This window comes from Rhizobium sp. 268, assembly GCF_036571585.1.
Taxonomy (GTDB): domain Bacteria; phylum Pseudomonadota; class Alphaproteobacteria; order Rhizobiales; family Rhizobiaceae; genus Rhizobium; species Rhizobium redzepovicii.
Window position 1 is genome coordinate 55,011 of record NZ_JAPPSO010000008.1, and the last position, 12,646, is coordinate 67,656.

General features: G+C 61.9%; 13 protein-coding genes. 4 read left to right on the plus strand and 9 right to left on the minus strand.

What is annotated here, in order from left to right; translation table 11 throughout:
* Positions 1-44 precede the first annotated feature (44 nt).
* Complete coding sequence (locus OS035_RS16785) at positions 45-293, plus strand: hypothetical protein (protein WP_097629515.1); 249 nt, start codon at positions 45-47, stop codon at positions 291-293.
* Here the strand turns inward: OS035_RS16785 and OS035_RS16790 are convergent.
* Complete coding sequence (locus OS035_RS16790) at positions 244-576, minus strand: hypothetical protein (protein WP_003587619.1); 333 nt, start codon at positions 574-576, stop codon at positions 244-246. The genes OS035_RS16785 and OS035_RS16790 overlap by 50 nt on opposite strands.
* A 353-nt stretch (positions 577-929) precedes the next feature.
* Here OS035_RS16790 and OS035_RS16795 point away from each other — a divergent pair, with 353 nt between their 5' ends.
* Together OS035_RS16795 and OS035_RS16800 are read left to right on the plus strand one after the other, a co-directional pair.
* On the plus strand, positions 930-1,370 hold the full coding sequence (locus OS035_RS16795; RefSeq protein ID WP_097629502.1) for a glyoxalase superfamily protein: 441 nt from the start codon (positions 930-932) through the stop codon (positions 1,368-1,370).
* Between the two features lie 84 nt (positions 1,371-1,454).
* Positions 1,455-2,819, plus strand: a complete 1,365-nt coding sequence (locus OS035_RS16800; RefSeq protein ID WP_331813917.1) for an MATE family efflux transporter — start codon at positions 1,455-1,457, stop codon at positions 2,817-2,819.
* Positions 2,820-2,863: 44 nt separating this feature from the next.
* Here OS035_RS16800 and OS035_RS16805 read toward each other — a convergent pair whose 3' ends face one another.
* From OS035_RS16805 to OS035_RS16840, 8 genes are all read right to left on the minus strand, one after another.
* Entirely contained in the window at positions 2,864-3,025 is a 162-nt protein-coding gene (locus tag OS035_RS16805) for a hypothetical protein (protein ID WP_003587616.1), read from the minus strand.
* 101 nt (positions 3,026-3,126) lie between these two features.
* Positions 3,127-3,963, minus strand: coding sequence for a helix-turn-helix domain-containing protein (locus OS035_RS16810; protein WP_097629504.1), 837 nt, complete (start codon positions 3,961-3,963; stop codon positions 3,127-3,129).
* Between the two features lie 70 nt (positions 3,964-4,033).
* Positions 4,034-4,258 carry a DUF1127 domain-containing protein gene (locus tag OS035_RS16815; protein ID WP_097629505.1) on the minus strand — a complete coding sequence of 75 codons (225 nt, stop codon included), beginning with the start codon at positions 4,256-4,258 and terminating at the stop codon, positions 4,034-4,036.
* Positions 4,259-4,346: 88 nt separating this feature from the next.
* Positions 4,347-5,144: a 5-deoxy-glucuronate isomerase gene (iolB, locus tag OS035_RS16820; RefSeq protein ID WP_097629506.1), complete on the minus strand. Its 798-nt coding sequence runs from the start codon at positions 5,142-5,144 to the stop codon at positions 4,347-4,349.
* Positions 5,145-5,338: 194 nt separating this feature from the next.
* Positions 5,339-6,256: a myo-inosose-2 dehydratase gene (iolE, locus tag OS035_RS16825; RefSeq protein WP_097629507.1), complete on the minus strand. Its 918-nt coding sequence runs from the start codon at positions 6,254-6,256 to the stop codon at positions 5,339-5,341.
* A 64-nt stretch (positions 6,257-6,320) separates the two neighbouring features.
* Entirely contained in the window at positions 6,321-8,171 is a 1,851-nt protein-coding gene (gene iolD, locus OS035_RS16830; protein ID WP_097629508.1) for a 3D-(3,5/4)-trihydroxycyclohexane-1,2-dione acylhydrolase (decyclizing), read from the minus strand.
* 203 nt (positions 8,172-8,374) lie between these two features.
* The gene (locus OS035_RS16835) at positions 8,375-10,309 is read right to left on the minus strand and encodes a bifunctional 5-dehydro-2-deoxygluconokinase/5-dehydro-2-deoxyphosphogluconate aldolase (RefSeq protein ID WP_097629509.1); all 1,935 of its coding nucleotides are present in this window, start codon (positions 10,307-10,309) and stop codon (positions 8,375-8,377) included.
* 91 nt (positions 10,310-10,400) lie between these two features.
* Positions 10,401-11,276 (minus strand): MurR/RpiR family transcriptional regulator, encoded by an 876-nt coding sequence (locus tag OS035_RS16840; protein WP_097629510.1) that lies wholly within the window; start codon positions 11,274-11,276, stop codon positions 10,401-10,403.
* Positions 11,277-11,482: 206 nt separating this feature from the next.
* Between OS035_RS16840 and OS035_RS16845 the strand changes: the two genes are divergently transcribed.
* Complete coding sequence (locus tag OS035_RS16845; protein WP_331813919.1) at positions 11,483-12,598, plus strand: Gfo/Idh/MocA family protein; 1,116 nt, start codon at positions 11,483-11,485, stop codon at positions 12,596-12,598.
* Positions 12,599-12,646: the final 48 nt, after the last annotated feature.

A 12,646-nucleotide genomic window follows, 5' to 3' on the forward strand; every position in this document is an offset into this window, starting at 1 on the left:
AAGGCCTAGCTCAAGTGCTCCAGCAATAGATGGAGGATGAAGCAATGCTTCTCAACTGGATCATTCTGTTCGAGGAAGTCGAATCCCGCAGTCGCCGCATGCGCCGCGATCCCATGGCCGATCCGCTCGATGGACCGGAATGGCGCGGACTTCTCTGGATCGTTCCGATCATGGCATACCTGGCCTCGAGAAGAGGCGAGACGAGGAGATGGCGCCGCCACAAGGCGCAGCTTGGACGAAGCCTCAGGTTTCGAAGCTCAGCCGCAGCACGTGGTGCAGGAATTCCGGATTGAGCAGCATGTTGAAGCTGACCGTCACCCATTCGCCTTCGCGCTTGACCATGGTCGCGCCGATCTCGTCATGGATGCCGAGGATTTCGAGGAAGAAATGGCTCGGCATTTCCAGGTTCGGGCTGACTTCGAGCAGTGCGCCGGCAAGGGTGATCGTGCGGATCAGGCAGCGCACCTGCGTTCCGGTGCTGAGGTGGTGGCCGACGAAAATGATATTGCCGGGCCTGTCGAGCTTGAATTCCCTGTAAGCACGTTCCGGCTTGGGGTGGTCTGTGTCGAGGTGCATCTGAAAGGCCCTTTTAGCCTCCGCTTGTTCTACCACAGGATATTAGTTGAAGAATGCTGACGATTGCTGAAGAACATTGTGAAGATTGAATGCTTATGGGGGACTTGCGGGAAAATCGCACCGATTTCGGGCAGATTTGCCCCAAATTTGCTCACTCCAGCTCAATGTCAGCCATTCTTGACATGTCGGCAGCCTTCGCGCATACAAAGGCCGGTTCGAGGCACCGGCCGCTCGCGGATGAAAATCCATGGTGAAGTCCTCGCGATCATGGTCACGGCCCTTGTGCATGCTGACTGGCGGCAATGCGAGCTCCCATCTACAGTCGAAGAGCATGCCTTGCGAAGGCTCACTCCATGACGACCACCTATCCTGCCATTGACGAATTGAAGGCCCAGGCCAAACGCCTGCGCCAGGCGATGAACGATCGCGGCACCGCGCTGACCCACAGTGCCGCCTTGGAAATGATTGCCCGCCAGCACGGCGCGCGTGACTGGAATACGCTGGCGGCGCTAGCGGCAAAGGCCAATGCGGCTGCGAAGACGCCGCTCTTCGTCGGCGCGCATATTCGCGGCCGTTATCTCAATCAGCCGTTCACCGGCGAAATCCTCTCGCTCTCGGCCCTGCCGGGCGGCGATCTCCACAGGATCACCATCCATTTCGACGAAGCGGTGGATGTCGTGACCTTCGAGAGCTTTTCAGCCTTTCGCCGGCGTGTGACCGGACAGGTCGACGCCGACGGCGTCTCGCCGAGGAAAACCTCGAACGGCGTGCCGCATCTGGTGCTTGATCTCTAAATCACTTTTGATTCCCTTTGAGGCCGCCTGAATCCGGATGTTTTCTACCCGGATCGGACCTCGCCATCCCGCACGGATTTCTCCATGACCGATCTTTCCCAGGGCAATGCCTTTCTCACCGGCTGGTTGCCGGGCGTCTTCATCAGGACGGCGGCGCCGATCGTCGCGATCACCACGCTCAACGGCCTCTTCACCGTCGTCGACGCCTATTTTCTCGGCGCCTATGTCGGCCCTGACGCGCTCTCCGCCGTCAGCCTGATTTTCCCGGGTCTGATGCTTCTGATCGCCCTGCAATCGCTCGTTTCGAACGGCATGGCGAGCATCCTCGCGCGCCGGCTCGGGGCCGGCGATCGCCGGGGCGCGGGCAGGGTATTTGCCGGCGCCCATATGCTGGCGCTGGCCGTCACCCTCATCCTCAACATGCTCTACTGGACCCTGGGCCGCCAGATCATCGACGCCGGTGCCGGTACGGCCGCGGTGGCCGAGGGTGCCATGCTGTTCATGGGCGCGATGATAGCCTTTGCGCCGGTGAGCTTCTTCCTGTCGCTGCATCTCGACGGATTGCGCTGCGAAGGCAAGATCGGTTTCATGACGCTGGTGACGCTGTCAGCCTCGCTGCTCAACATCCTCGCCAACTGGCTATTCATGGCGGTGATGCATTGGGGCGTGCTCGGTTCGGCCGCCGGCTCCATCGCCTCGCAATTCGTCTGTCTCGCCGCCGTGCTCGCCTATCGTTGGCGCCGGCCGGCGGCACTCAGGCCTTCTCGAGGTTTCGCGCTTGCCGAATGGCGCGGCATCGTCACCTTCGGCGCGCCGATGAGCCTCGGCTTCATCGGCATATCGCTGGCATCCGCCGCCATTCTCGTCAATATCTCGCTCTGGAGCGTGGCAGATCATGTCGCGACGGTCGCCGCTTACGGCATCATCACCCGGATCATGACCTTCACCTATCTGCCGCTGCTTGGTCTCAGCATCGCCCTGCAGACGATTGCCGGCAACAATCACGGCGCTGGCCTCGGGCTTCGTGTCGGCCGCAGCCTGCAGATCGCCATGCTTTCGGCACTCGTCTATTGCAGCCTGGTCGAGATCGCCGTCGAACTGCTGGCCGGCCGTCTCGGCGCCATCTTCGTCACTGACCCCGCCATTGTCGCCGAGGTCAGGCGAATTCTGCCCTGGACGATCGGCGCCTATTTCCTCTTCGGGCAGATGCTGATCCTGTCTTCCTATTTCCAGTCCATCGGCGATGCACCGCGCGCGGCGATTTTCGGACTGTCGCGGCCCTATCTCTTCACCCTGCCGCTCACCTTCCTGCTGCCCTTCGTCTTCGGCGAGCAAGGGATCTGGATGGTGCCGGTCTTTGCCGAGGCAGGCATGTCCATTCTTGCCTTCCTGGTGCTGTCGCAGAATGCCAGGCACCGCGGCTGGCGCTACGGACTTCTGCCCGCCTGAGTCGTAATAGCCGCGCGGGGAGCGCGGCTATTGGCCGATCCCGTCTATTCCTTGCCCGCCGAAGCGGCCGATGTCGCGGCTTCCGCCTCGTTCAGCGCCTCGGCGCATTCCTGGCAGCAAACCTCGACAGTCTTGCCGCCGAGCTTGACGGTGATGGTCTCTGCGCCGAGTTCACAGTCGCAGGCAGCGCATGTCGTCTTCTTCATAGGATGATCCTCCGGTTGATCGTCCCCGGATCGGGACAGTCTCATAAGATCATCGAAGACCGCATCGCCGCTGTCGAAATCTTTAGCGATCGATGTGGGACTTACTTGCGCCGCAACCGCGCCGAGCGCTGGAATTCGGCTGGCGTCTGCCCGAAGGACTGCTTGAAGGACGCGCTGAAATGGCTGTGGCTTGAGAAACCGAGATCGAGGCCAAGCGCCGTCAGATCTTCATACTGGCCGAGCAGATCGAGTGCGCGGGCGAGCCTGAGCCGCAGCTGATAGCGGTAAAGCGGCGTCGCCTCGACCTGCTGGAAGACCTGGGTGAGATAAACAGGCGAGACGCCGACTTCGGCGGCGATTTCCGAAAGTGTCCAGCGCCGGGCGAGATCGGAGGAAAGCACCAGCTTTGCCCGGTCGACGAGTTTCTGCCGGCCGGCGCTGGCGCCCGCCGCATGCGATGTGCGCTCGCCGAGCGAGCGGCGCACCAGCGTCAGCGCCAATGTTTCCGCCTCCAGCGTCTCGGCGACGTTGCGGCGGAGACCATGACGCAGAAGCGCGACCAGTGCCTGCGCGCGCGGATCGATCCGCCGGCGCTGGCGACGGAACGAAAAGGCTGCACCCCGCTGCACCTGGTCCTTCGGCGCGAGCTCTTCGAGCATGGTCTCATCGATCGCGAGATCGACGCAGGCGTCGCCTCCTTCGATCGGATGGCTGATCCTATAACCCTGGTCGGCATTGAAGAACAGCATCTGATTGGCCTCGGCCACCGTATCATTGCGGCCGACATGCCGCATGAAGACGCCGCGATAGGGATAGACGAGGCTCGTCTTGTGAGCGCATTCCTCGTCGCCCTTATGGCGGCAGCCGCCATCGCAGACGATGTCACGAATGGCGACGGTCTTCGTTTGCAGGAGCAGCGCTGTTGAAAACTGCGACATCTTATATTCCCAGCCGGACAGGCCGCCGACGAGGCGACCCGCGGCACAGCATCACAACTGTTGCCTGTGTTCAGTAGCGACTATAGACGTGAACGTCGCTTTCCGTCTGCCCCCTGGAAAGGCCGATATCCTTCAACTGATCGTCGGAAAGTTCCATCAGCGCATTGCGGTTGCGCCGTTCGCCGATCTTGCGTGCGAGCCAGCGGACGGCCGTGATTGCCGCAGGCAACAGGCCGGGCCTGTGACGCGAGGAATGGACGTTGCGGCCTGCTATGGAAATATTCGAGCTATGCATGATGATCCTCCATCCTTGTTGGATGGAGGCAGTGAACCATCAGCGGCGGCTCGGCGCTGTCAGATTATTTAGCGATCTGAGGCAGTCCTCACGCCTTGATCAGCCACTCGTGCTCGACGGCATTGTGGAATTTCCAGATCCGTTTCGGCCCGGCCATGACGTTGAGGTAGTAGAGATCGTAGCCATGCGTTGCCGCGCAAGGATGGTAGCCCTTTGGCACCAGCGTCACGTCGCCGTCCTCGATCGCCATCGCTTCGTCGAGCGAGCGGTCGTCGGTGTAGACGCGTTGGAAACCGAAGCCCTGCGGCGGGTTGAGGCGATGGTAATAGGTCTCTTCCAGGAAGCTCTCGTTCGGCAGATCGTCCCGGTCGTGCTTGTGCGGCGGATAGGAGGAGGTGTGTCCACCCGGCGTGATCACCTCGACGACGAGCAGCGAATGCGCCGAGCTGTCGTCCTCCGGCATGATATTGTTGACGTAGCGCACATTCGTACCCTTGCCGCGCGTCACCTGCGGATGCGTGCCGGGCGGGATTTCTTTCGCCTGATAGGTGCCGCCGCCGGGCGCCGAGCAGACGGCGAGTTCCAGATCGGTCTCCGCCGTCACCGACCATGTCGATCCCATCGGGATGTAAAGCGCATGCGGCGCGCCTTCGAACGGGGTCATGCGGCCGCCGAGCGTGCCGAAATCCTTGGTTCCGGCCGATGCCTTGCCCTTGCCGGTGACCCAGACGAGGCAGACTTCCCGGTCGCCGGTCTCTCCCGAAACCGTCTCGCCCGGCTTTAGCCGGTGCAGATCGAAGCCGACATAGGTCCAGCCGGCATTCTCAGGGGTGACATGCGTGACGCGGCCATGCGTGCCCGATGGTTTCACCTTGAGGTTTGGCATTGGTGGTTCTCCTCGTACGTTAAAAACTCCCCGCCCCAAACCCCTCCCCACAAGGGGGAGGGACTTAATCTGCGGCGCTGTCTCGCCCTCTTGCGGCGTTCCTTTTGCAAGTGGCGCAGTCTGGAGCGGGGCGGTGCCTCAAGTTAAGTCCCTCCCCCTTGTGGGGAGGGGTTGGTGAGGGGTTTTCTTTTCCGTTATCGCTTAGGGAAACCTTCGGTCTCCACCGTGTAACCGGCAGCCGTCATCACCCGCATCAATTCGGCATGGCCGATCTCGGCCATCTTCTGCGGCGGCGCCTTGCGCGGATCCTGCTCGGCTTCGACGACGAACCAGCCTTCATAGCCGTGGTCGGCCAACCGCTGGACGATGGCGCCGAAATCGAGCGAGCCGTCGCCCGGCACGGTGAAGGCGCCGAGCGCCACTGCGTCGAGGAAGGACTGCCGGCTGCGGTCCAGCCCGTCGATGACCGACTTGCGGATATCCTTGACGTGAACATGGTTGATGCGGGCGTGGTGATGGTCGATGGCGCGCAACACGTCGCCGCCCGCAAAGGCGAGATGGCCGGCATCGAGCAGCAGCGGAATGCCTTCGCCCGAAGAACGCATGAAGGCGTCGAGTTCCGGCTCGGTTTCGACAACGGCTGCCATATGATGGTGATAGGAGAGCGGCATGCCCTGTTCGGCGCACCATTCGCCGAAATCCGTGACGCGGCGTGCATAGGCCTTCATCTCGTCGTCGGCAAGGCGCGGCTTGGTCGCGAGCGGTTTGGAGCGGTCGCCCTGGATCGAGCGGCCGACTTCGCCGTAAACGATGCAGGGCGCATTGACCGCCTTGAACAATTCGATCATCGGCGCGATGCGGTCTTTGTTGGCGGCAAGCTCCTCATTGACCAGTGTGCCGGAGAACCAGCCGCCGCACAGCGTCACATCCGCGGCGCGCAGAATGGGCAGCATTTCCTCGGGATTGCTTGGGAAACGGCGGCCCTGTTCCATGCCGGTGAAACCGGCGCCGCGCGATTGCCGCAGGCATTCCTCGAGGGACACGTCGTCGCTGAGTTCAGGAAGATCGTCGTTCCACCAAGCGATGGGCGACATGCCAAGTTTGGCCTTCATCTATAGTCTCCTTAAAAATAGTGCGGAGGAGTGGGCGCTCCTCCGGAAAATGATGGCAATCGAATCAGCCGATGCGCTGGGAAGCGCGCGCTTCGACATAGCCCTTGCGCGCCTTGTTGACCTCTTCGCGCGGGCTGACCTCCGGCACCGCGACATCCCACCAGTGGCCGCCGGCCTCGGTGGTGATCAAGGGATCGGTGTCGATGAGGAAGACCGAGGTGCGATCGTTCTTCTTTGAGTCGGCGATCGCCTGCTCGAGTTCGGCGATAGAGGCGACCTTGACGGCGATGGCGCCCATGCTTTCGGCATGTGCGCGGAAATCGATCTCCGGCATCACCTCGTGATAGGAGTCCTTGAGCAGGTTGTTGAAGTTGGCGCCCCCGGTTCCCATCTGCAATCGGTTGATGCAGCCATAGCCGCGATTGTCGAGCACGACGATGTTGAGCTTGAGGCCAAGCATGACCGAGGTGGCGATCTCGGAATTCATCATCATGTAGGAACCGTCTCCAACCATGACGACGACATCGCGTTCGGGATGCGCCATCTTGGCGCCGAGCCCGCCGGCAATCTCGTAGCCCATGCAGGAAAAGCCATATTCCATGTGATAGCTGCCCGGCGCCGTCGCCGGCCAGAGCTTGTGCAATTCGCCGGGAAGACCACCGGCGGCGCAAAGCACCGTCGTATTGTCGCCGCCGATCGAACGCGCCACTGCGCCGATCACCTGCGCATCGGAGGGCAGGGCGGCATTGGTCGTCGCCATCGCCTTGGCGGCCGCCTCCATCCAGACCTTCTTCTCCGCAGTTGCCTTTTCGGCAAGTGCCGCCGGTGCCTTCCAGCCGGAAAGCCCTGATGAAAGCGCCTTCAGCCCTTCGCGGGCATCGGCGACCAGCGGATGACTGTCATGCTTCACCGCGTCATAAGCGGCGATATTGAGCCCAACCATCCTGAGGCTGTCGTTCTTGAACAGCGCCCAGGACCCGGTGGTGAAATCCTGGCAGCGCGTGCCGACGGCGATGACGAGATCCGTCTCCTCCGCAATCGCATTCGCCGCCGACGTGCCGGTGACGCCGACCGAGCCGATCGCCAGCGGATGGGTCTCGTTGATCGACGATTTGCCGGCCTGAGTGACGACGACCGGAATAGCGTGAGCCTCGGCAAAAGCAGCAAGCTCCTTCGTCGCCTGCGAATAAAGCACACCGCCGCCGGCAACGATTACCGGCTTCTGCGACGCCTTGATCAGCGCGATGGCATTGGCCAGCTCGTCCGCATCCGGCTGCGGCCGGCGGGTCGCCCAGACTTTTTCATCGAACAGGCTTTCCGGATAATCATAGGCCTCAGCCTGGACGTCCTGGCAGAGCGACAAGGTCACCGGGCCGCAATCCAGCGGATCGGTCAGCACCTGCATGGCGCGCTTCAGCGCCGAAATGATCTGTTCAGGCCGGGTGATGCGGTCGAAATAGCGCGAAACCGGGCGGAAGGCGTCATTGGCCGAAACCGTGCCATCGCCGAAATCCTCAATCTGCTGCAGCACCGGATCCGGCGCGCGGTTGGCGAAGACGTCGCCCGGCAGGAAGAGAACGGGAATACGGTTGACATGCGCGACGCCGGCAGCCGTCACCATGTTCAGCGCGCCGGGGCCGATCGACGTCGTGCAGGCCATGAAGCGGCTGCGGAAATTCGCCTTGGCATAGGCGATGGCGGCATGCGCCATGCCTTGCTCGTTGTGGGCGCGATAGGTCGTCAGTTCGCCGCGCACCTGGTAGAGTGCCTCGCCGATGCCGGCGACGTTGCCATGACCGAAGATCGCCCAGACGCCGCCGAAGATTGGCACCTTCTTGCCGTCGACAACAGTCATCTGCTTTTTGAGGAAATGCGCGACGGCCTGCGCCATCGTCAACCGTATCGTCTTGCCCATCGGGGCCTCCCGGACTTTTGACATTCTGTCTTTTCCCCTCCCCAACCCCTCCCCACAAGGGGCAGGGATTTAATTTGCGGCGCTTCCTCAGGCAAATTTCAGCGTCTCTTCCTATAGGAGGGCGCTGTCTGACATCGAGCGGTGCTCCGCGTAAGTCCCTCCCCCTGTGGGGAGGGGTTGGGGAGGGGTCTTTTTCCTATTTCCTACTGACGGCCGCGCGTCTTCAGCCACGCCTCTGTCAGTTGCCGGAAGCGGCCGGCCATATCGGCGATCGCTTCCTCGTCGTTCATTGCGCCCGAAAGCCAGGCGCGCGCCGCATCGGCAAAGATCGTCCGGCCGACGGCAAAGCCCTTCACCGAAGGGGCCGCCAGCGTCGCCTCGAAGCAGGAGATCAGCTCCTCGGCGGGCGCTTCGAGCCCCAAGAGCACGATACCCCGGCACCATGGATCATTTTTGGCGATCACCGCATCGATCTTCTTCCAAGCTTCGCTCGATGCCTGCGGCTCGAGTTTCCACCAGTCCGGCTTGATGCCGAGCGCATAGAGTTCTTCGAGCGCGGTCGCGATCGTATCGTCGGTCAGCGGTCCGTTCTTGCCGGCGATGATCTCCACCAGCAGCTCGCGCCCGACCTTGCGTGCGGCTTCGAACAGCGTGCGCAGCTTCTCCTGCTGCTCGCTCTTCAATTCGGCCGGATCGTCGGGATGATAGAAGCACAGGCACTTGATGCAATGGCCGAGCGGCCATTCGACAAGCTGGGAGCCGATATCCTGGCTGAATTCGAAGCGCAGTGGCTTCGAGCCGGGCAGCTCCACCGGCCGGCCGATCCAGGAGAAATTCTTCGTCGCCGCATCGAAGAAGGCGTCGCGGCCGAAACGTTCGTCGATCAGCATGCCGTAACCGTCGCGGCCGTCCGAAACCCGCGCTGCCGCCGAGACCGCCAGCCGCTTGAAGGCGACGATCTTCTCATGGCCGACGCCGAGCTCGTCGGCGACGCTGACGAGCTGCGAACGGTGGTCGATCGCCAGCGCCATCAGCAGCGGAATTTCGCCGCGCCGGGTCGATGCCCAATGAATATGGTTGATCGCCTCATCCTTGCGCAGCGCCCGATGTTTGCTGCCGGTCTTCAGGAAGTAGTCGAGTTCCGCCCAGGTCGGATATTCCGGCGAGCAGAGCAGGCGGGAGACGGCGAAGGCGCCGCAGGCATTGGCCCAGGTGGCGCAGGTCTGCAGCGGCTCGTCGCGCAGGAAACCGCGCAGGAAGCCGGACATGAAGGCATCGCCGGCGCCGAGCACGTTGAAGACTTCGATCGGGAAACCCTGGCCGACGATGCCGGCTTCTAGATCGTCGGCGATCGGCCCGTCATAGACGATGCAGCCCATGGCGCCGCGCTTCAGCACGATCGTCGCCGGCGTCAGGCGGCGAATCTCCGTCAGCGCGCCGAGCACGTCATCGGCGCCGGAAGCGATCAGGATTTCCTCTTCGGTGCCGACGATGAGATCGCAATCCGGCAACGTCTCCTTCATCTTCGAGGAAACGCGGTCGGATTTCACGTAGCGTTCGAAGCCTTCGGCATGGCCGGCAAGACCCCAGAGGTTCGGCCGATAGTCGATGTCGAAGATCACCTTGCGGCCGTTCGCCTTGGCGATGCGGATCGCCTTGCGCTGCGCGGCCTCGGTATTCGGCCGGGAGAAATGCGTGCCGGACACCAGGACAGCGCGCGACGACTTGATGAAATTCTCGTCGATATCGCCTTCGTCGAGCGCCATGTCGGCGCAGTCGGAGCGATAGAAGATCATCGGCGACACGCCCTCGGCCTCGACCGCAAGCAACACCAGCGCCGTCAGCCGCTCTTTGTCGGTGATTATGCCGTCGGTCGCGACACCTTCGCGCGCCGCTTGCTCTCGGATGAAGCGTCCCATCTGCTCGTCGCCGACGCGGGTGATGAGGCCAGATTTGAGACCGAGCCGCGCCGTGCCGATGGCGATATTGGACGGGCAGCCGCCGACCGATTTGGCGAAGGTGCCGATATCCTCCAGTCGTGACCCGATCTGCTGGCCGTAAAGATCGACCGAGGAACGGCCGATAGTGATTACATCAAGCGCCGGCTCCGGCTGTGAACCCGGATTCGATTGTACCATGATGTCCTCCCGCTAGATTTTGCGCGGCTTCCAGTGCCTGCGAATTTCAATAATGAAACATCGGTTCCGATATTTTGTCAATTCGGAATGTTTATTCCATTTTGGCTTTCCCAGCTTTTGCATGCTGACGCTTGCGCCGCCGCTCGGCGATGGCGACCGGCAGCGCCATGGTGAGCGCCATCGAGGCCGACAGCGAGCGGAAGCCGGCGAAATCGGCCTCGGCCACCTCGAACCAGTGCGTGGCGCAGGCGGCAAGCGGCGAGAAGGCCGAGTCGGTGATGGCGATGACGGGGACGCCGCGGTCGGCGAGTTCCTGGCTCTGGTTGAGGCTGTCGGCCGCATAGGGCGAGAAGCTCGCGGCGATCGCCGCATCCTTCGGTGTTGCGAACTGCACCATTTCAGGGTCGACGCCGTTCGGCGAGGCGACGATCTGGTGGCGGATATTGAGCTTGGAAAAAGCGTAGGTCATGTGCGCCGTCAGCGGGTAGGAGCGCCGTTTGGCGATCAGATAGATCGTCTCGGCGGCGGCAAGGATATCCACGGCTTTGGTGAATGTGTCGCTCTGTACCGTCGCCGCCAGCCGATTGACCGACTGGCTGGCCGCGGCAATGAAGCCGGACAGCAGATTGGCGTCCTCGTCGTCGCCGCTCGCCTGCTCCAGCGTGACGAGCCGCTCTTCATAGCTCAGCGTCCGTTCGCGCAATCTTTCGCGGAAGATGCTCTGCAGGTCGGAAAAACCTTCGTAGCCCAGATGATGCGCCAGACGCACCAGCGTCGAAGGTTGGACCTCGGAGGCGGCCGCGATGCTCGCCGTCGTGCCGAAGGCGATCTCGTCGGGATTGCCGAGCGCGAAGGCGGCAACCTGCGCCAGCCGCTTCGGCATGCTCGCCTTGCGCTCGATGATGGTGCTGCGCAGGCTTTCGAAATCGCGCGGCACACGTGCGTGCCTCTGGGGGTCATTATCCATGCTTGCAGCTCACGAGATGAAACAAATATTCCATATTGTCGAGCATAAACGATTTCAAACGGCACGCCTAATTGTTTTTAATCGCCTGTAATTCAAGGCTTTTAGACAATCCTCCCGAAAAATGGTGCCGGTGACTGTGGATGGGTCTCTTGTCAAAATGATCCAAATATTCCAAAAATCCGCGCGCAGCTCTGGAGGAGACGGAAATGAAGCCACTCGGCATTGGTTTGATCGGCACCGGCTATATGGGCAAGTGCCACGCGCTGGCATGGAATGCGGTGAAGACGGTGTTCGGCGATGTCGAGCGTCCGCGTCTCGTGCATCTGGCCGAAGCCAATGCCGGGCTTGCTGAGGCGCGGGCCGGTGAGTTCGGCTTCGAGAAGGCGACGGCTGACTGGCGGGCGCTGATCGCCGACCCCGAGGTCGATGTCGTCTCGGTCACCACACCCAATCAGTTCCATGCCGAGATGGCCATTGCAGCGCTTGAAGCCGGCAAACACGTCTGGTGTGAAAAGCCGATGGCGCCGGCCTATGGCGATGCCGAGCGTATGCTGGAAACGGCGAAACGATCAGGCAAGGTTGCCGCCCTTGGCTACAATTACATCCAGAATCCCGTCATGCGACACATCAAGACGCTTATCGGCGAGGGCGCCATCGGCACGGTCAATCATATCCGCGTCGAGATGGACGAGGATTTCATGGCCGATCCCGATGTCTTCTTCTATTGGAAGAGCGAGCTTTCCGCCGGCTACGGCGCGCTCGACGATTTTGCCGTGCACCCGCTGTCGCTGCTCTGGTATCTCTTCGGCCATGTCGAGGCCGTCATTACCGATATGGTAAAGCCCTATGCCGACCGCCCGCAGAGCGAGGGTGGTCGGCGTGACGTCGAAAATCACGATGCCGCCAATGTGCTGATGCGGCTTGGCGGCGGCATCTCCGCCGTGTTGATGGCTAACCGCGCCGCCTGGGGCCGCAAGGGCCGCATCGCCCTGCAGATTTATGGTTCAAAAGGTTCGATCGTCTATGACCAGGAGCGGATGAACGAATTCGAGCTTTATCAGGCCGAGGGTCGCGGCTCCGAACAGGGCTTTCGCAAGATACTGGCGGCGCCAGCCCATCGGCCTTATGATCGCTTCATCCCGGCGCCCGGCCACGGCCTCGGCTTCAACGATCTGAAGATCATCGAATGCCGCGAGCTGATCCGGGCAATATCGGGCGAGCCGTCGTCGATCGTGACATTTGAAGACGGTCTCAGGATAGAGAAGTCGGTGCATGCCATGGCACAGTCATTCCACGAGCGTCGCTGGATCGAGATCGGCTGAAGGTAAGAAGCCGCTTTCCGTTGACGGCGCATAGGGCAGGGGATAGGC

Excerpts from the sequence above, each read along its gene's own strand:
- OS035_RS16785 (WP_097629515.1), top strand. The coding sequence starts at position 45 with ATGCTTCTCAACTGGATCATTCTGTTCGAGGAAGTCGAATCCCGCAGT.
- OS035_RS16790 (WP_003587619.1), bottom strand. The coding sequence starts at position 576 with ATGCACCTCGACACAGACCACCCCAAGCCGGAACGTGCTTACAGGGAA.
- OS035_RS16795 (WP_097629502.1), top strand. The coding sequence starts at position 930 with ATGACGACCACCTATCCTGCCATTGACGAATTGAAGGCCCAGGCCAAA.
- OS035_RS16800 (WP_331813917.1), top strand. The coding sequence starts at position 1,455 with ATGACCGATCTTTCCCAGGGCAATGCCTTTCTCACCGGCTGGTTGCCG.
- OS035_RS16805 (WP_003587616.1), bottom strand. The coding sequence starts at position 3,025 with ATGAAGAAGACGACATGCGCTGCCTGCGACTGTGAACTCGGCGCAGAG.
- OS035_RS16810 (WP_097629504.1), bottom strand. The coding sequence starts at position 3,963 with ATGTCGCAGTTTTCAACAGCGCTGCTCCTGCAAACGAAGACCGTCGCC.
- OS035_RS16815 (WP_097629505.1), bottom strand. The coding sequence starts at position 4,258 with ATGCATAGCTCGAATATTTCCATAGCAGGCCGCAACGTCCATTCCTCG.
- iolB (WP_097629506.1), bottom strand. The coding sequence starts at position 5,144 with ATGCCAAACCTCAAGGTGAAACCATCGGGCACGCATGGCCGCGTCACG.
- iolE (WP_097629507.1), bottom strand. The coding sequence starts at position 6,256 with ATGAAGGCCAAACTTGGCATGTCGCCCATCGCTTGGTGGAACGACGAT.
- iolD (WP_097629508.1), bottom strand. The coding sequence starts at position 8,171 with ATGGGCAAGACGATACGGTTGACGATGGCGCAGGCCGTCGCGCATTTC.
- OS035_RS16835 (WP_097629509.1), bottom strand. The coding sequence starts at position 10,309 with ATGGTACAATCGAATCCGGGTTCACAGCCGGAGCCGGCGCTTGATGTA.
- OS035_RS16840 (WP_097629510.1), bottom strand. The coding sequence starts at position 11,276 with ATGGATAATGACCCCCAGAGGCACGCACGTGTGCCGCGCGATTTCGAA.
- OS035_RS16845 (WP_331813919.1), top strand. The coding sequence starts at position 11,483 with ATGAAGCCACTCGGCATTGGTTTGATCGGCACCGGCTATATGGGCAAG.